This is a genomic window from Kiloniella laminariae (assembly GCF_027214005.1).
GTDB classification, from domain to species: Bacteria; Pseudomonadota; Alphaproteobacteria; order Kiloniellales; family Kiloniellaceae; genus Kiloniella; species Kiloniella laminariae_A.
The window spans coordinates 614879-632806 of the sequence record NZ_JAPWGY010000003.1; the positions used below are offsets into that span (position 1 = coordinate 614879).

Consider the following 17928-nt stretch of genomic DNA (forward strand, 5'->3'; position numbering starts at 1 on the left):
GCTAAATCCCGCCCATGCAGAGGTATTTGATTTCGAGGAAATCTTCCATGCCGTATTTGGAGCCTTCACGGCCGACGCCACTTTCCTTGACGCCGCCAAAGGGGGCGACTTCGTTGGAAATGATCCCTTCGTTAATTCCAACGATACCATATTCAAGTGCGCGCGATACACGCCACACACGTCCAATGTCCCGGCTGTAGAAATAGGAAGCCAGGCCAAAGGGGGTGTCGTTGGCCATCCTGACGGCTTCCTCTTCGGTCTTGAATTTGTAGAGCGGCGCAACAGGGCCGAAAATTTCTTCGCTGAAGATGCGCATGTCATCGGTGACACCGGTGATAACTGTCGGTGCAAAGAAGTTTCCACCGAGGTCATGTGGTTTGCCGCCGATAACTGTTTTGGCGCCTTTGCCCACGGCGTCATTGATCAATTCGCTGACCTTGGTTGCTGCAGCGGTGTTGATCAAGGGGCCCTGCTGGGAGCCTTCGGTGGTGCCGGGTGCCACTTTCAGTTCGGAAACGCGTTTGGTCAGTTTCTCGGCAAAAGCGTCGTAGACACCTTCTTGAACCAGGATACGGTTGGCACAGACACAGGTCTGACCAGCATTCCGGAACTTGCTGAGCATGGCGCCTTCGACGGCGGCGTCGAGATCAGCATCATCAAAGACGATAAAGGGTGCATTGCCCCCCAGTTCCATCGAGGTCTTCTTGACGGTATCTGCGCACTGTTTCATGAGCAGCTTGCCGATCGGGGTTGAGCCGGTGAAGGTCAGCTTCCGGACCAGCGTGCTTTCAGTCATGGCTTTGCCAATCTGCTTGGCAACACCGGTGACGATATTCAGAACCCCTTTGGGGATTCCGGCGCGGTGCGCCAGTTCAGCCAGCGCGAAGGCGCAAAGTGGAGTGTCTTCCGCTGGCTTGACGACCACAGTGCAACCAGCGGCAATCGCGGGGGCACATTTGCGGGTGATCATGGCAATGGGGAAGTTCCAGGGCGTAATTGCCGCGACAACGCCAATGGGTTCCTTGGTCACAACCAGACGTCGGCCGGGGAGATGTTCGGGGATGGTATCGCCGTAGACCCGTTTACATTCTTCGGCAAACCACTCGACAAAGGACGCGCCATACGCCACTTCGCCTTTGGCTTCGGCGAGAGGCTTTCCCTGCTCCATGGTCATCAGAAGAGCCAGATCATCCTGATTGGCCATGATCAGTTCATACCACTTCCGCACGATATTGGCGCGTTCTTTTGCTGTGCGGTCTTTCCAGCTGGAGAAAGCAGCCTGGGCTGCCTCAATGGCGCGATGTGTTTCTGCTTCACCCATGCGGGGAACCGACGCAATGGTTTCGCCGTTTGCCGGATTGGTAACGGGAAAGATTTCACCGCTGTCAGCCGAAATCCAGCTGCCATCAATGTAGCATTTGTCTCGCAGTAATGACGGGTCTTTCAGTTTCATAGCGGCCTCGCGAACAGGATTTAGTAAAAATGAGGAGCATCATAGACACAGCATTATGCGTTGGACAACGGCTATTCCCCTGTTTTCTGACAGCCCGGAGGGGAATATCCGCCCCCTTGCAACAGCCGCAGGGGTGGGTTTCCCCTCTGTCAGGGCTTGAAGCCTTTGCTTTTTTGCGCTCTTGCGGTATACCAGTGCCGCGCTTTTACGAAAAACTGGAGCCATCAGCGCACTGTCAGGTTCCCCGGTCGCAGCCTACCCGGTAGAAAAACAAGGATTGGAATGTATGAAAACACTCGTCATCTGTTCAGGTGGCTTGGACTCGGTCACGCTTGCGCACAAGGTTGCTGCGGAGGCTGAGTTGACGCGCCTGATTTCTTTCGATTATGGCCAACGCCACAAGAAAGAACTCGATTATGCCCGCCGCTGCGCTGAGCGCCTGGGTGTTCCACATAACATCATTGATATTGCCAATGTTGGCGCCCTGTTGTCAGGTTCTGCCCTGACCGATGATCTGGATGTCCCGGACGGGCACTATGCCGAAGAAAACATGCGTGTGACGGTGGTGCCGAACCGCAATGCCATTATGTTGGCCATTGCTTTTGGGGCCGCTGCTGCCGAAGGGGCTGATGCTGTTGCAGCTGCGGTTCATGGTGGTGACCATTTTATCTATCCCGATTGCCGCCCGACCTTTATCGATTCTTTCGAAGAGATGCAACGGCATGCCCTTGAGGGCTATGCTTCGGTGAAGCTCTATACCCCGTTTGTTCATATTCCGAAAAGCGACATCGCTGCGGAAGGCGCCCGGTTGGGGGTTCCCTTTGCCGACACCTGGTCCTGTTATAAAGGCTATGAACAGCACTGTGGGCGCTGTGGTACCTGTGTTGAGCGACGCGAGGCCTTTCATCTGGCCGGGGTTAAGGATCCAACGGTGTATCAGGACCCGGACTATTGGCAGGAAGCTGTTGCCCGCGAAGCGACCTCACGTGCGGGGGAGTCTGATTAATGTACCGGATTTCCAAACAATTTGCCTTTTCTGCATCACATCAGCTTTTTGGCGTGCCCGCAGGACATCCCTGTTCGCGGCTGCACGGGCATAACTATATCGTCGAGATCGAGCTTTCAGGAGCCACGTTGAATCAGGCCGGTTTTGTCCGGGATTATCTGGAACTGGGAATCCTGAAGCAATATATCGATGATGAGCTGGACCATCGGCATCTCAACGAGGTGCTTGGAGATGATCTGGTTACGGCAGAGCGGCTGGCAAAACATCTGTTTGACTGGGCGCGGGCGCATTGGCCGGAAGTGACGGCCATGAGGGTCAGTGAAACCCCGAAGACCTGGGCCGAGTACCGGCCATGATCAGCCGTTGTTCCAACGATAACTCATCCGAGATGAGACTTTCTGCTTCGGAACGCCCGAACGCAGGAACGATCCGGGTCAGTGAAATATTTGGCCCGACGATTCAGGGCGAGGGTGCCGTTATCGGTCAGCCAACGGTTTTTGTTCGTACGGGGGGATGCGACTATCGCTGCAGCTGGTGCGATACGCTTTATGCTGTTGATTCGAGCTTCCGTGATCTGTGGAAGCCGCTTTCGCCAGAAGCGATCATGGCGGAAGTGATCAAGTTGTCGGGTAACAAGCCGTTACTGGTTTCCCTTTCAGGTGGAAATCCGGCGATCCAGCCGCTGGGCGGGCTGATTGATATGGGCCATGAGCAGGGATATCGATTTGCTCTGGAGACCCAGGGCAGTGTGGCCAAAGACTGGTTTGCAAAACTTGATAATCTGACGCTGAGCCCAAAACCGCCGTCTTCGGAGATGGAAACGGACTGGGATATTCTGGGGAGTTGCGTCGCTGCGGCTGGCCCTGATACAGACACTGCGCTCAAGATTGTTGTCTTCGATGACCTTGACTATGCCTATGCAAAGGAGGTCAGCAGACGCTATCCGCAGCTGCCTGTTTTCCTGCAGCCAGGGAACCACACGCCGGGAACAGTTGATGAAGAAGCTCCGGGTGTTGACATGAAAGGCATTCTTGAGCGGATGCGCTGGCTGGTTGACAAAGTGGTCGAAGATCAGTGGTTCGAAGCAACCGTACTGCCTCAGTTACATGTGCTGATCTGGGGCAACGAACGCGGCGTTTAAGGCTTCCGCGCGTTCCTGTTTCGTTAAAGAAGAGTTCTCGACAGGTAAACGCCTGCTTTTGGAGTTGAGATTAAAATGAACGAAGAAAATATCTATGCCAACCTCACCCAACTGGGTGGTGAGAGCAAACTGCCAACCTCGCCTGAAGAAGCTGTGCTTGAGCGGGTGCGCAATCCCCAACAGGGCACGGGGTATCTGGTTCGCTTTACCGCGCCGGAATTTACATCCCTTTGCCCGATTACCGGGCAGCCGGATTTTGCTCATCTGATGATTGATTACGTACCGGGGGACTGGCTGGTTGAAAGTAAATCCCTGAAACTTTTCCTGGGATCTTTCCGTAACCATGGGGCGTTCCATGAGGATTGCACGGTTTCCATTGGCAAGAAGCTCGAAGAGTTTTTGAAACCACAATGGCTGCGGATCGGGGGGTATTGGTATCCTCGCGGAGGTATTCCGATTGATGTCTTTTATCAAAGCGGGCCTGCCCCAGCGGGTGTATGGATCCCAGAACAGGGTGTCCCGCCGTATCGGGGACGTGGTTAGGATTTCCTGGATGGATAAATAAGGGCTCTGCATTGGCAGGGCCCTTTGTCATGCGCCTTATGAATTATTCTGTTAAGAGAATAGTGAGGAAGGTTCGCTCCCCCAATTGTTCCCGCTCACTCAAGGCCGGCTTCCCTGTTGTTCAGCGTGGGGACGGTCAGATGCCAATCCCGATATTCGCCAGACATTGCGCGGTGGTAAAGGGAAGCCAGGTCCAACAAAGGGCTCTGGCTGTAATCAATACGTAAGTTGGTGGGCGCTTCATCTGCCGACAGGACCAGCATAGCAGCGGATAAAAGTCCACGTTTGTCGCCCCCGGATTCTTGTGCAGCATTGAGCGCGGCCAACAGGCGTTCGCCCATCGGCCCTACGCATTTTTGGTAGGCGTTTATTGCAACCGAAAGAACGGCTTTGCTCGCCAGAAGATTACCGGAGATGATGCCATTCTCGAATAGTACGGCAGAGGCAATCGGGGTGTTTTTCCTGCCGGTAAAGGCCGCAGCATTCCCCTGCGAATCAAGGGCCGCCAGCTGTCGGGAATCGCGCCCCTTATCGGCATCTGTGAGTGTTTTGACGGCGGCCTCGACAGCTGTGCCGCCTTGCAAGAGATTCAATGTCTCTTCCCCCCAAAAAGTGCTGGGGGCAGCACCCTGACTGGCAGAAAGGCCCACATTGACGCGCCCGCGCAAGACCCATCCACCCACACAGAGTGAACCGGTTGCTGCCGCAGCGCCAAGTTGTCTGGTCTCGGGATCGAACACTAGAATTGAATATGTCATTATTGCTCCTTGCGATCTATTTATCATGATAAATTGACGATTGCAATTTATCATGATAAATACAGCTTGATCCTAAAGGGAGGTCAGCATGCAAATCATAAAAACAACGTGCCGCGCATTTGTCGCGGTTTCCATGACAGTGTTGGGGCTGTTTTCCACACTCTCGAGCACCCATGCACAAACGCCAGCAGATGTGCTGGTGGTTGGTCAAATTGCAGAACCAAAATCACTGGATCCGGCGGCGGTCACCGCGGTGAATGATTTCCGAATTCTGGTGAATATCTATGAAGGCCTGGTGCGCTATAAGCCCGGTACATTGGAAGTGGCCCCGGCATTGGCTGAAAGCTGGGAAATCAGCGAAGATGGTACCGAATACACTTTTAGACTGCGCGAAGGTATCAGTTTCCATGATGGCGCACCATTTAACGCAGAAGCGGTGAAGTTTAACTTTGACCGGATGTTGAATGAGGATCATCCCTATCACAAGACGGGCCCGTTCCCGCTGGCGTTTTTCTTTTCTGCCGTGCAAAAAACCACTGCCGTTGATGCGCTGACTGTAAAGTTCAGCTTGAACGAGCCTTATGCGCCGTTCCTGTCAAATCTGGCGTATCCGACAGGTTTGCTGGTGTCTCCAGAAGCGGTGAAAGAACATGGCGAAGATGTTGGGCGTCACCCAACAGGCACAGGGCCGTTCAAATTTGTTGAATGGATATCTAACGAGCGTGTGGTTGTGGACCGTAACGATGAGTATTGGGGGGAAGCCGCAGGGGTGAACGCCGTGGTGTTTCGTCCGATCACTGATGCCAACACCCGTGTAGCGGAAATGCTGGCCGGGGGAATCGATATGATGGTGGAAGTGCCGCCAACGGCTTTGTCCCAGTTTCAGAGTGATGAATTCACAATTAAAGAACAGGCGGGACCCCACGTCTGGTTTTTGATTTTGAACGCCAAGGAAGGCCCCTTTGCCGACAAGCGTGTACGTCAGGCAGCGAACTATGCGATCAATAAAGAAGCACTGGTGAATGATGTGCTGGAAGGCACTGCGGCTGTGGCTGCCGGGCCGACGCCCCCCGCATTTGCCTGGGCATACAATAAAGAACTGGCGCCCTATCCCTATGATCCGGAGAAAGCCAAAGCGCTTTTGGCTGAAGCGGGTGTGGAAGGTGCCGAGCTGACATTCTTTGTCACAGAAGGCGGATCAGGGATGCTTGATCCGGTATCCATGGGAACAGCTATTCAGGCAGATCTCGCCGCCGTGGGTCTTGATGTGAAAATTGAAACCTATGAGTGGAACACCTTCTTGGGTGAAGTGAACCCCGGACTTGAAGGCAAAGCCGATCTGGCCGAAATGGCCTGGATGACAAATGATCCGGATACGCTCCCCTATCTGGCACTACGCACAGATGCCTGGCCTGAAAAGGGCGGGTTTAACTCCGGGTATTATTCCAATGTAAAAGTTGATGAACTGCTTGAGCAGGCGCGTACATCAACCAGCCAGGATGAACGGGCAAAGCTCTATCGCGAGATGCAGAGCATTGTTCAAGAAGATGCACCCTGGGTTTTTGTGGCCAACTGGAAGCAAAATGCAGTGACCAATGACCGGGTGAAAAGCTTTGATCTTGAACCCTCCTTCTTGCTTCACTTGCAGAATGTGACCAAGAATTAAATGATCGAACTGGCGGGTGGGGTGCCCGCCAGTTCGTTTTCTCGGGGAGGAAAGAATGGCTGCCTATATTCTGAAAAGACTGATTTCGGCCATTCCAGTTTTGTTCGGTATTACGCTGATTGTTTTTTTGATCATGGCAATGATACCGGGTGACCCGGCAACCGCGATCCTGGGGGCCTATGCAACGCCGGAAAACGTGGCAAAAATCAACCGTGATCTTGGATTGGATGCACCGTTATTTCAGCGTTATTTTATTTGGCTGGGAAATCTGTTTACGGGTGATCTGGGCAGATCCTATTCGCTCAACCGGCCTGTTCTCCACGAAATTATAGAGCGGTTTCATGCCACGCTTGTTCTGGCGGGGAGCAGTTTTGTCTTGTGCGCGGTCTTTGGCATTCTGGCCGGGGTTGTTTCTGCTGCACGCCAGTATGGCTGGGCGGACAAAGCCATCACCTTCACGGTTTTGATCGGTATTTCCATTCCATCATTCTTTTTGGGGATGGTGATGATTCTGGTATTTGCCGTGCGCCTGCGCTGGTTTCCGGTGTCGGGTATGTATGCCATTTATGGCGGCGGGGATATTCTTGACTTGCTCAGGCATTTGATTATGCCGGCGCTGGCGCTGGCAGCCGTCGCCACAGGTGTTGTCGCGCGGATGTCGCGCTCTGCCATGTTGGAGGTGCTGCGGCAAGATTATATCCGGACCGCGCGGGCCAAAGGCGTAAAAGAACGCAAGGTGATTTTGGGCCATGCGCTGAGTTCAGCTATGGTGAACATCATTCCGGTCCTTGGCATCCAGGCCGGGTTCGTTTTGTCCGGTGCCGTCTATATCGAAATGGTCTTCCAGTGGCCTGGCATTGGCCGGATGCTGGTGGATGCGATTTTAAAACGCGACATCCTGCTGGTGCAAGGGGGGGTGGTGTTTGTCGCGGCCTGCTATGTCCTGTTCAATATTGTGGTTGATGTGGTGCAATCTCTGCTCGATCCAAGGATCAAATCATGATCCAGTTCCTGAATCTGTTATTCCGGAATCGCCTGGCAGGACTTGGCGCGGGAATGCTTGTCCTGATCCTGCTGATCGCCCTGATAACACCGGTCTTGCCGCTGCCAGACCCCAATATTACCGCCACGGCTGACCGCTTTATGTCCCCGTTTTCAGAAGGACATCTTCTGGGGACCGACCATTTGGGACGCGATCTGCTGTCGCGGTTATTGTCGGGAACCCGCCTGTCGTTGGCAGTGGGGGTTGCAGCTGCACTGATCGCAACTGTGATTGGCTCCAGTATCGGCATTGTTGCGGGTTTTTTGGGCGGGCGCACGGACAACATCATCATGCGCCTGGTCGATATGCTGATGGCATTTCCCTATATTTTGCTGGCACTGGCGATCGTGGCTGCGCTTGGGCCGGGGCTGAACAATGCACTCATTGCCGTCGCCGCTGTCAATGTACCGTTTTTTGCCCGCAATATACGGGGTGTAACGGTGGGTTTGGCCAATAAAGAATTTGTCGATGCTGCAAGGTTGAACGGCATGAGCAATGGGCAAATTATCTTTTCCGAGATTTTGCCGAATGTTCTGCCAGTGATCGTGATTGCCATGTCGACCACGATCGGCTGGATGATTCTGGAAACGGCCGGGCTTTCGTTCCTTGGGCTTGGCTCGCAACCACCACAGGCGGACCTGGGGTCTATGCTTGGTGAAGCACGGGCCGCCTTGATCACCTTTCCGCATACTTCTGTGGTGCCAGGTATCATGATTTTTTTAATCGTCATGTCGATCAATCTTCTGGGAGATGGGGTACGCGATGCTATTGATCCCAGATTGAAATCCGGTGCTTTGTCCCGGCCATTGCCTGCCACGATTGTGGAACGCAAAGAGGTACCGCCGACCCCAGACAAGGATTTGTTGTCTTTGCAGGAACTGCGCACGGAATTTCATGTGGGGGAGCGTGTTTATAAAGCGGTTGGCGGGGTCTCTCTAAAAGTAAACAAGGGTGAGTGCCTTGGTATTATTGGAGAATCCGGATCAGGAAAATCTGTCACCGCCCTCTCGGTGATGGGTCTTGTAGCCTCGCCGCCGGGTAAAATTGTCGGTGGCACGGTCAGCTTTCAGGGCAAGGATCTGGTGGGGGCGTCCTATAATGAATTGCGATCTTTGCGCGGTGATCGTGTCGCCTATATTTTTCAGGATCCCTTATCGACCTTACACCCGCTTTATACGGTGGGTGATCAATTGATTGAGGCAATGCAGGCGCACCGCAGTGTGCCGCAGAAAGATGCGCAGGCACGGGCGGTTGAACTGTTGGAAGCTGTTCGTATCCCCAATGCAGCGCAACGGGTGAAGAACTATCCCCACGAAATGTCCGGGGGGATGCGTCAACGTGTATCCATAGCGATGGCATTGGCGAATGAGCCGGATGTCATTATTGCTGATGAGCCGACAACAGCACTGGATGTAACGGTACAGGCACAAATTTTATCACTGCTGAATGATCTCCGCCGGGAGCGTGATCTGGCAATTGTCTTTATCACCCATGATTTTGGCGTGGTCGCGCAATTATGTGACCGCGTTGCGGTGATGTATGCAGGCCAGATTGTGGAAGAGGGCCCGACAGCAGCGATATTGGATGATCCGCAGCATCCGTACACCAAAAGGCTGATGGCCTGTGTACCAGAACTGGGCGGTGGTAAACGCGAATTGCACGCCATTGCCGGTTTGCCGCCAGCGGTGGATCAATTGCCTCAGGGGTGCGCCTTTGCCGCCCGTTGTGAATTTGCCCAGGAGGTGTGCAGACAAGGCGGGATTATGCTGGAACCTAAGGGGGAGCGTGCTGTGCGTTGCCTGTTTCCCGTCAATGCAGATCAAATCGAGGTGACATTATGAATGCGCTCGAAGTCAAAGATCTCACCAAAACCTTTGAAGTTGGTAAGACCTTGTTCAGTCGTGGATTGGGAGTGAAGGCGGTACGCCGTATGAGTTTTGAGGTTCGCGATGGCGAAACATTGGGCATAGTGGGCGAAAGCGGTTGCGGTAAATCGACTTTGGCACGGATGCTGGTGGGATTGTTGCCGTCCACTGAAGGTGAAATCAAGATTGAGGGAAAAGTACAGGACAAAGCCTCTCCACGTGAATTTGGCCAAATGATCCAGTATGTCTTTCAGGACCCGATTTCGAGCCTTAACCCGCGTAAAACCATCCGCCAGATCATGGAAACACCGCTGAAGCGGTTACACGGTATGGGCAAGGCAGAGAGGGACAAGCGGATCAGCGAAATATTTGCTTCGGTGAATTTGCGCGAAGAGTTCCTGTCGCGCTATCCGCATGAATTTTCTGGTGGCCAAGCACAACGGATCGGTATTGCACGCGCCTTGGCAGCAGCGGCACGTATTTTGATTCTGGATGAACCTGTTTCAGCTCTTGATGTTTCAGTACAGGCACAGGTACTCAACCTGCTGGCTGATCTGAAGCTGAAATTTGGATTGACCTATTTGTTTATCAGTCATGATCTGGCAGTTGTAGAGGCGGTGAGTGACCGGGTGATGGTGCTTTATTTCGGGACCATTGTCGAAGTAGGCCCGGCCGATGCGATTTTTAAACAGGCCAAACATCCTTATACCAAGTTGCTGGCAAATAGCGCTCCCGTTGTCGGGCGGCCATTGGAAGCACCAAAACAAAAGGGGGATGAACTACCGGACCCGCTTAACCCTCCGTCGGGTTGTCCGTTTGCCAAGCGGTGTATATATGCTACTGAGATTTGTGAAACGATTGATCCGGCGCTAATGGAAATGGGAGAAGGCCACTTTGCCGCTTGTCACAACCCGATCCGAGGATGAGCCACGGTTGAGCCGCCCGGTGCGTGTTGCAGAAGCCATTAAGAACTGGGTGGTGGATAAAGGGCTGAAGGCGGGTGATCGCCTGCCCAGTGAGCCGGAAATGATCGAGCAATTTGGTATGGCCAAAAGCACTATTCGCGAAGCCATGCGGATACTGGAGGCTCAAGGGCTTGTCCGTACCCGCACAGGGCCGGGGGGAGGCAGCTTTGTTCATGAAGTGTCGACCCAACGGGCCCGGGCGTTGCTTGGAAATTATTTCTACTTCAAAGACCTGACAATCGCCGACATTTATGAGCTGCGATGTACGCTGGAACCGCAATTGGCGGCTTCGCTTGCGGGAAAATTACCTGACGAAGTTCTGATCAAGCTGGAAAGTATTGTTGCGCGTTATCCAAAGCCTGCTTCATCCGCCGATGAAGAGCGAGAACAACATATTGCGTCTTTGCAGTTCCACGCCTTGCTTGCCAAACAATCCAAGAACAAATTGCTTGGTTTCCTGATTGATTTCATGACGAATATGTTGGCTGACCTGACCGTCTATCGAAAGCTTTATAATCCGCCAAACGTGGAATTATGGCAAAGAGGGCGTGATTATCAGGTCCAGCTGATCAAGGCCCTTCGCGAAGGCTTGTCGGGCGAAGCCTACCAGATTATGGCTGATCACATGACAACGGCGCAGACGCTGATGTCATTACAAGAGGCGGAAATACAAAAGCGGTTTATCTGATGCGATCCCGGGCCAACGTTGAGCGGCTGTGGAACGAACTGTGTTGACCCTTTTCCGGATCTGTTGACTAGCAGGCTGGTCTGTCTGTTGTCAGATCACCCTGGTTTTCCTCGAGGGAGAGTTGCGGGGAATGCAGCGCGCTTAGAAGCGGGTGCCCGGCCCAGTCCTGGTAAGGCCATATCCGGAATTGCCCGGCGTCTTTGGTGTTGATGTGTTCGATCTCGTCGTCCCAAATCCGTTCCCGGCAACAGAGCAGCATGTCGATGTCGATGCCATTGCTGGAAAGTGGCCAGATACAGCAGATAAACGGTAGCTGTTGCTGACTGTCGAGGAAAAACGAGGGATAGGCTACGGGCTCGCAGCTGTTCAGGACCTGCCGATAGGCCAAAAGCATTTTGTTAAGTGAGCCGGTTTCGGGGAATTCCTGTAAATACTTCCGGGTCAGTGATTGCCCGATCCGTGCCTGAATGTTCGAGCCAAGCAGTCTTATCCTGAATTGCTCCGTTTTTCCGGCTTCAGTCTCGACATCAATCAGGGAAACATCTCCCAGTGCATACCAGAAATCCAGTGGATCAATGTCCTTGCGGGAAGGAAACAGTTTTCCTGACTTTTGCGTGTGCCAGTATTGATGCAGTTTCTGCAGCTTTAACATGCCGACCAAATTGTTGTTTTGATTTTGCGGTCCTGAATTATGGGCAGTAAAATCTTTTGTTGTCGGCATCAGAACCGAGATATGTGAACAGTTAGTAAAAATCGGACCATATCAGTCCGATTTTTCTTTGAAACACTGCTGTTTACTTCCCTTGATTGCATAAGGCAAGAGCTCTGCGGAGTATAACCTGTTTTATATTTCTGGCCTGCAAGAAGATCAGGCGGAGACGGTGATCTGGCTCTGTTGCCCCAGGCCTTCGATTCCCAGCTCCATTGTCATCCCTGGCTTGAGGAAAAGCGGATCGGGTTTTAATCCCATGCCCACACCTGCCGGGGTGCCTGTCAGAATAATGTCCCCAGGTAACAGGGTCATGAAATGGCTGAGGTGGCTGACGATAACTGGCACGGAGTGGACCAGGTTACGGGTGTTACTGTTCTGCCGCCGGACACCATCTACCGCGAGCCAGATGTCAAGATTGTGGGGATCCGGTACTTCATCCCGGGTGACAAGCCAGGGACCAAGGGGGCAGAAGGTGTCATGGCTCTTGCCTTTGACCCACTGGCCAGAACGCCGTATCTGGAAGTCGCGCTCGGAGACATCATTGGCCAGACAGTAGCCTGCGATATGGTCTATGGCGTCGGCCTCGGTGATATATTTGGCTTTTTTCCCGACTACAATTGTCAACTCGACTTCCCAATCGGTCTGGCTTGAGCCCCGGGGAATTTCTACATTGTCGTTTGGTCCACAGATGGCAGAGGAAGCCTTCATGAATATACGGGGCTCAGGGGTCGGCTGCGCACCGACTTCAGCCGCATGGTCATGGTAGTTCAGGCCGATACAGATCACTTTGCTGACATTGTTGACGCAGGCACCGATCCTGGGAGCACCATCAACCAGGGGCAGGTTTTTGGGATCTTTGGTTCGAAGCATGTCGAGCGTCTGGTCATCAAGATTTGCCCCGGAGATGTCAGAGATCAATCCTGACAGGTCCCGTATTTCTCCATCCGGGCCGACAAGCCCGGGTTTTTCCTGCCCCATGGGGCCGTAGCGCAGAAGTTTCATTTTCCCCTCCCTGTGAAGTGGTGCTTCCAGACCAAATGGCCTGCTGCCATTATTTCAGGCAGCTTTGATGGTTATGGCGTGAGCTTGCCATGACATTACAGGATTGCCACGACAAATCACTTGTGACCGAAGGGATAAGCTGCCCTGCCCCGCCAACAGAACGTCAGCGGGGCAGGAATATTCGAATCAGAAATCGATGACTACTTCGCCCAGTGGATTGGAACAACAGGCAAGGATATAACCGTCGTCAATCTGGTCCTGGGTAATCCCCCCGTTGTGAACCATGTGGATGTCACCAGAGACCTTCTTGACTTTACAGGTGCCACACACCCCGAACTGGCAGGCGCTGGGGATATGCAAGCCGGTTTTTTTGGCAGCTGTCAGAATAGTGTCGGACTCCTGGCAGGGAGTTTCTTTCTTTGAACGGGTGAAACTGACGCGGGAGGCAGCTTCAGCATCAATGATCACATCATCATGATCGGGACGGTCTGATTCTTCTTTAATCGGCGAATCAAAACTTTCTTCATGATAGCGATCCATATCAAAGCCGGCAGCATTGAGAATATCCCTGACAGCCTGCATGAAGGGGGCAGGGCCACAGCAAAAGATTTCCCGTTCCTGATAGTCGGGAGAGATCAGCTCGAGCATCAGCTGGTTTACCCGTCCGGTATAGCCGGTCCAGGCCCCGTAGGGATCTGGTTTCTCGCAGGCAAAGGCAACCTTGATGTCGTTGAGACGGGCACTCATGCTTTCCAGTTCCCGGCGGGCAATAATATCCGAGGGCGTACGGGCGCAATGAATGAAATGAACATCCGTGTGCAGTCCATAATCAAACAGCCAGCGGGTCATGGAAAGGGTTGGCGTGATACCAGCACCGCCGGAGATGAAAAGATACTTCTCGGCCATGTGATCGTGCAGGGTAAAAATCCCGGCAGGACCGTAAGCCTTGATCTGATCACCTTCTTTGAGGTTCTGGTGCAGCCAGTTAGAGACAAAGCCACCTTCGGTCGCTTTTACCGTGATGGAGATCGAGAGCGGCCGGGAGGGGCTGGAGGATAGTGTATAGGTTCGCAGAACCGGCTTGCCTTCAATTTCCAGTTCAATGGTGATGAACTGACCGGGAAGATAGCGGAACCAGCTGTTGTCCGTTGTCTGAAAACAGAAGGTTTTAACATCGTGTGTGTCCTGGAGGATCATCACACATTCCAGCCTCTGGGAATGGCTATCCCAGGGCGTGGTTGTGTTTAAATCTCTGATTACCTGTTTGACAGCCATTATCTCAATTCCCAAATCGTCGTGGCCCTTATGGGCTTATTGTCAGTTGAAAGAGCGCAACTCGTGTTGCGCTCTTTTGTGTTGTTAGCGGTTATTGGCTGGCGGCTAGCTGAAACCTTGCAGGATCAAAAAGCTGTTTCAGCATTTCCGAGCTGTACCAGTTGATGAAGTTGATCACGCCAAACTCGGCTTCCTGGGCATAGGGGCCGGGCTGGTAAGCACGGGAGTTGATACCAAGCTGGTTGTTTTCTGCCAGTTCCCGGTCCTGATGGTTTGTGGCATTCCAGACGGCGACCATCTTCTCGATGTCGTAGTCTTTGCCTTCAACCGCATCTTCGTGAACGATCCACTTGGTTGTGACCAGAGTTTCCTGTGGCCCGACCGGCATGACGCGGAAGACAATAGAATGGTCACCCATGAAGTGGTTCCAGGTATTGGGCAGATGCAAAAGGCGCATGGAACCCATATCCGGATCTTTCAGATCCCCCATCAGCTTCTGACAGGCAGGTGTGCCGTCCATGGTCATGGAGGTGGTACCGTTTGCCAGCGGCATGCGTACAGCGCGGTACTGGAGGTTATGCGGGGTCGACTCATGGGCAATGCCGAGCTGATCCCATTCCCGGGCCTTGCGGTCCACCAGCTGTTTGAATTCCGGGGTGGCTCTGGGGTCATCTGTGTTGTCGAACTCCAGCAGGCTGTTCAGGAGTTCCGGATGAGACCCGTTGCAGTGGTAACATTCCCGGTTGTTTTCGATCACCAGCTTCCAGTTGGCTTTTTCACGAATGGTGATTTCATGAGCGATCTTGGCGCGATCCAGAGCGTGGGGCCGCAGGAAAGGTTCAACGGCCAGCTTGAAGCTGTCAAAAGCAGGCGGGTTTTCTGCAAGGCAGACGAATATCATGCCACCGGCAATGCCGATATTAGCTTTTTTCAGCGGGTAGTCGGCAGGCTTGAAGCCTTCCCCCATATTGCCGGCAAATAACAGATTGCCATCAAGGTTATAGGTCCACTGATGATAGGGACAAACCAGTTTGGCTGTGCTGCCTTTTTCCGTCAGGCAGATTTTTGAACCACGATGGCGGCAGGTGTTGTAAATGGCATGGATCTCGTGATTGTCATCACGGACGATAACCAGCGGGTCGTCCCCAATAGAGAGTGTGAAGAAGTTGCCCGGCTTGGGGATGTCACAGACCAGGCCAGCAAAGATCCAGGATTTTCCAAACACGTGAGTCATATCGAGCTGGAAGAATTCCGGGTCATTGTAAAATTCACGGGGCAGGCTGTAATTTTGTTTTTTGCTGCGAAGCAGATCAAACATCGTATCGTGGGCGGACATGCGCACATCTCTCATTCGTGCACCTTGATGGTGCGGTTGGGACTTGCAGCAGGAGACGGGACACGTTGACAGCAGAATGCTTTGGCGCAGACCAGTGTCAAATCGTTCCAATCGCCCACCGCGATTACCGACTTTTCTTCAGGCTGGTTTCCGGACTCGAGAGGAGGGTCTTGCGCCCTGATCCGCTTCCTTCCCAGAGATGATTCATCTCCAGTGGCTCTTGCGGATCTTGTCCTCTCCTACCGTTGCGGGGGCAGTGTCGGCATCGTGCGGGGAACGTTGCACACCGACTTCCCAATTATCCAGATGATCTCAACCGCTTGAAATGATCTGGCACCTGAAGGAGTTATCGTTTTGTTGTTACCTGCTAGAATTTATGAGATTCCCTTGAGGGTTCATCTTGAAAAACGACGGGCTGCCCAGCGTTTGCGACAAGGTCTGTTATTGCTGTCTTCAAAGGTCGTAAGCGTGGTAAAACAGGTCGCGGTTATCCATTGTTCAGGAATTTTTTTATGAAATCTCGACACCTGCCGATCTCGGCACAGCTGCAGGATTATCTGATTGAGCAGGGTGTCCGTGAAGATGATCTCTTGCGGCGCTTGCGGGCGGAAACACTGGCAATGAGATTCGGCCATATGCAGGTCAGCCCGGAACAGGGACAGTTTCTTGCTTTTCTGATCAAGATTCTGAGAGTCAGGACTGTCCTGGAAATCGGCGTTTTTACCGGCTACAGCAGCCTTTGCATGGCTCGGGCTCTGGATGATGACGGGTCGTTACTTGGTCTGGATAACCAGAAGCGCTTTACCGACATCGCCCAGCAATACTGGGCAGAAGCCGGGCAGGAGGAGAAAATTGAACTCAGGCTTTGCGACGCCCTTGCCGAGTTGGACCGATTACAGAAAAAAGGCGCGACATTCGACATGATTTTTCTGGATGCGGACAAGGAAAGGTATCCATCCTATTACGATGCCTGTCTGGAAGTTCTCAATCCGGGGGGATTGTTGGTCATTGATAATGTGCTCTGGTATGGGCATGTTGCCAATGCAACAACGACAGAACCGATCACCTGTGCCATCCAGCAACTTAATCAGACAATTGTGTCAGACAGCCGTGTTGAAATGGTGATGTTACCCTTTGCCGATGGTATGACACTGGTGCGCAAGCCCTGAAATCTGCAGCTGTATTACTGAACTGTTCTAGGTCTCGGCAAGTTTCTTCAAAGCTTCGACAATCCGGGCAAAGGCAGCCGCCGCTCTTGGGCTGCTGTGTCTTGCCCGGAGCCAGCCATGCATTAACCCCGGTTCGACCAGGTAATCGGCTTTTGTACCTGCAGAGACCAGCTTGTTGGCATAGTCAGGTACATCATCTGCGAGAGGATCCAGCTCGGCAGCAGTCAAAAACGCTGGAGGCAGGTTTGAAAAATCCTGAGCCTGTGCCGGGAAAAGGCGAAGGTCCTTCTTGTCCTCTTCCGTCACAGCCCGACCCAGATAATACTGAAGATAGATATCCATCTCTTCTGTTGTAAAAAGAGGGGCTTTTGCCTGTGTCTTTCGTGATTCCAGGTTTTCACTAGATAACGCTGGATAGATCAACAGCTGACCTTTCAGGTAAGCTGTTGAATCGGATGATTTGTTTGCTGCGTTTTGTGTGCGCAACAACAATGTGATCGCCGCAGCGAGGTTGGCCCCGGCGGAATCTCCGCCAACCAAAAGCCGCTTGGCATCAATAGAGAATAACTCGGGCGCGTGAAGCAGGCTTTGTAAAACAGTCCAGCTGTCGTCACAGGCTGCGGGAAAAAGGTGTTCGGGGGCCAGTCGATAATCGACAGCAATGACCTGAATATTTGCTTCCTTGGCAAGTTCTGCCGTGATGGAATCGTGGCTGTCCAGATTGCCGACAACCCAGCCGCCTCCGTGGAAATAGAGGAGGGTCGGACAGGGAGATGCCAGAGCAGCAGGACGATACACCCGGACAGGAATATCGCCCTCCAGGCCTTCAATGGCACCATTTTCGATCTGCAGTCCTTCAGGGTGCGGAGCCTGAAAATAACGTGTCATCCGGTTATATCCTTCCCGGATGACAGAGAAGTCATTCGTCTCCGGCCCGGAAAAGCTTTCAGACTCTGAAACAAAAGTTTCCAGTTCAGGATCCAGAATAGTTGCCATTTATATTCAGATCACCCGATTAGAGAAGGCAATGTTTGGTGAAGTCAGCAGCTTCATTGGCTGACCAGTCGCCTTTGGGCTTTTCTTTCAGGGCATCGCACCATTCCTGGCTGCCAACCTCGGGAGAGCAGGCAGAAAGGGCAGTGATAAAAAGAGCTGCGAGAGCAAGCTTAAGATAGGTCATGGAATTTTCCCCGAAGAAATGATTTCTGATTAAGGAGGGTGGTGGTGAGAATACTACGATAGTCCGCCGGGGGGCTCAATACCACTTCGGGGTAATACCTATTTGA

General features: G+C 52.9%; 18 protein-coding genes and 1 riboswitch. Of the genes, 10 read left to right on the forward strand and 8 right to left on the reverse strand.

Features of this window, described 5'->3' with window-relative positions:
- Nucleotide 1: 1 nt before the first annotated feature.
- Nucleotides 2-1453, reverse strand: a complete 1452-nt coding sequence (locus O4H49_RS11940) for an NAD-dependent succinate-semialdehyde dehydrogenase (protein WP_269423646.1) — start codon at nucleotides 1451-1453, stop codon at nucleotides 2-4.
- 286 nt (nucleotides 1454-1739) lie between these two features.
- On the opposite strand from O4H49_RS11940, the gene queC reads away from it, so the two are divergent.
- From queC to queF, 4 genes are all read left to right on the forward strand, one after another.
- Nucleotides 1740-2459 (forward strand): 7-cyano-7-deazaguanine synthase QueC, encoded by a 720-nt coding sequence (gene queC / locus O4H49_RS11945; RefSeq protein WP_269423647.1) that lies wholly within the window; start codon nucleotides 1740-1742, stop codon nucleotides 2457-2459.
- The gene (locus O4H49_RS11950; protein WP_269423648.1) at nucleotides 2459-2815 is read left to right on the forward strand and encodes a 6-pyruvoyl trahydropterin synthase family protein; all 357 of its coding nucleotides are present in this window, start codon (nucleotides 2459-2461) and stop codon (nucleotides 2813-2815) included. The genes queC and O4H49_RS11950 overlap by 1 nt, the downstream gene beginning before the upstream one ends.
- Nucleotides 2812-3600 (forward strand): 7-carboxy-7-deazaguanine synthase QueE, encoded by a 789-nt coding sequence (gene queE, locus O4H49_RS11955; RefSeq protein WP_269423649.1) that lies wholly within the window; start codon nucleotides 2812-2814, stop codon nucleotides 3598-3600. The genes O4H49_RS11950 and queE overlap by 4 nt, the downstream gene beginning before the upstream one ends.
- A 75-nt stretch (nucleotides 3601-3675) precedes the next feature.
- Nucleotides 3676-4143 carry a preQ(1) synthase gene (gene queF, locus O4H49_RS11960; RefSeq protein WP_269423650.1) on the forward strand — a complete coding sequence of 156 codons (468 nt, stop codon included), beginning with the start codon at nucleotides 3676-3678 and terminating at the stop codon, nucleotides 4141-4143.
- 116 nt (nucleotides 4144-4259) lie between these two features.
- Here the strand turns inward: queF and O4H49_RS11965 are convergent, their stop codons facing one another.
- On the reverse strand, nucleotides 4260-4922 hold the full coding sequence (locus O4H49_RS11965; protein ID WP_269423651.1) for a DUF1028 domain-containing protein: 663 nt from the start codon (nucleotides 4920-4922) through the stop codon (nucleotides 4260-4262).
- 88 nt (nucleotides 4923-5010) lie between these two features.
- Between O4H49_RS11965 and O4H49_RS11970 the strand changes: the two genes are divergently transcribed.
- The 5 genes from O4H49_RS11970 to O4H49_RS11990 are packed head-to-tail and all read left to right on the forward strand — an operon-like array spanning nucleotide 5011 to nucleotide 11148.
- The gene (locus O4H49_RS11970; RefSeq protein ID WP_269423653.1) at nucleotides 5011-6588 is read left to right on the forward strand and encodes an ABC transporter substrate-binding protein; all 1578 of its coding nucleotides are present in this window, start codon (nucleotides 5011-5013) and stop codon (nucleotides 6586-6588) included.
- Between the two features lie 55 nt (nucleotides 6589-6643).
- Entirely contained in the window at nucleotides 6644-7591 is a 948-nt protein-coding gene (locus tag O4H49_RS11975; protein ID WP_269423654.1) for an ABC transporter permease, read from the forward strand.
- Nucleotides 7588-9471 (forward strand): dipeptide/oligopeptide/nickel ABC transporter permease/ATP-binding protein, encoded by a 1884-nt coding sequence (locus tag O4H49_RS11980; RefSeq protein WP_269423655.1) that lies wholly within the window; start codon nucleotides 7588-7590, stop codon nucleotides 9469-9471. Before O4H49_RS11975 ends, O4H49_RS11980 begins: the two co-directional genes overlap by 4 nt.
- On the forward strand, nucleotides 9468-10421 hold the full coding sequence (locus O4H49_RS11985) for an ABC transporter ATP-binding protein (RefSeq protein WP_269423656.1): 954 nt from the start codon (nucleotides 9468-9470) through the stop codon (nucleotides 10419-10421). Before O4H49_RS11980 ends, O4H49_RS11985 begins: the two co-directional genes overlap by 4 nt.
- Nucleotides 10390-11148 carry a FadR/GntR family transcriptional regulator gene (locus O4H49_RS11990; protein ID WP_269423657.1) on the forward strand — a complete coding sequence of 253 codons (759 nt, stop codon included), beginning with the start codon at nucleotides 10390-10392 and terminating at the stop codon, nucleotides 11146-11148. The genes O4H49_RS11985 and O4H49_RS11990 overlap by 32 nt, the downstream gene beginning before the upstream one ends.
- 67 nt (nucleotides 11149-11215) lie before the next feature.
- On the opposite strand, the gene O4H49_RS11995 is transcribed toward O4H49_RS11990, so the two are convergent.
- From O4H49_RS11995 to O4H49_RS12010, 4 genes are all read right to left on the reverse strand, one after another.
- Nucleotides 11216-11800, reverse strand: a complete 585-nt coding sequence (locus O4H49_RS11995; RefSeq protein ID WP_269423658.1) for a PAS domain-containing protein — start codon at nucleotides 11798-11800, stop codon at nucleotides 11216-11218.
- 216 nt (nucleotides 11801-12016) lie between these two features.
- Nucleotides 12017-12862: a fumarylacetoacetate hydrolase family protein gene (locus O4H49_RS12000; protein WP_269423659.1), complete on the reverse strand. Its 846-nt coding sequence runs from the start codon at nucleotides 12860-12862 to the stop codon at nucleotides 12017-12019.
- Between the two features lie 186 nt (nucleotides 12863-13048).
- The gene (locus O4H49_RS12005) at nucleotides 13049-14137 is read right to left on the reverse strand and encodes a hybrid-cluster NAD(P)-dependent oxidoreductase (protein WP_269423660.1); all 1089 of its coding nucleotides are present in this window, start codon (nucleotides 14135-14137) and stop codon (nucleotides 13049-13051) included.
- A gap of 91 nt (nucleotides 14138-14228) precedes the next feature.
- Nucleotides 14229-15488, reverse strand: a complete 1260-nt coding sequence (locus tag O4H49_RS12010) for an aromatic ring-hydroxylating oxygenase subunit alpha (protein ID WP_269423661.1) — start codon at nucleotides 15486-15488, stop codon at nucleotides 14229-14231.
- 108 nt (nucleotides 15489-15596) lie between these two features.
- A riboswitch (cobalamin riboswitch) is annotated at nucleotides 15597-15829 on the reverse strand.
- Nucleotides 15830-15985: 156 nt separating this feature from the next.
- On the opposite strand from O4H49_RS12010, the gene O4H49_RS12015 reads away from it, so the two are divergent.
- Nucleotides 15986-16642 carry an O-methyltransferase gene (locus tag O4H49_RS12015; protein ID WP_269423662.1) on the forward strand — a complete coding sequence of 219 codons (657 nt, stop codon included), beginning with the start codon at nucleotides 15986-15988 and terminating at the stop codon, nucleotides 16640-16642.
- A gap of 27 nt (nucleotides 16643-16669) precedes the next feature.
- On the opposite strand, the gene O4H49_RS12020 is transcribed toward O4H49_RS12015, so the two are convergent.
- Together O4H49_RS12020 and O4H49_RS12025 are read right to left on the reverse strand one after the other, a co-directional pair.
- Nucleotides 16670-17638: an alpha/beta hydrolase gene (locus O4H49_RS12020; protein ID WP_269423663.1), complete on the reverse strand. Its 969-nt coding sequence runs from the start codon at nucleotides 17636-17638 to the stop codon at nucleotides 16670-16672.
- Nucleotides 17639-17657: 19 nt separating this feature from the next.
- Nucleotides 17658-17822, reverse strand: a complete 165-nt coding sequence (locus tag O4H49_RS12025) for a DUF3012 domain-containing protein (RefSeq protein WP_269423664.1) — start codon at nucleotides 17820-17822, stop codon at nucleotides 17658-17660.
- Nucleotides 17823-17928: the final 106 nt, after the last annotated feature.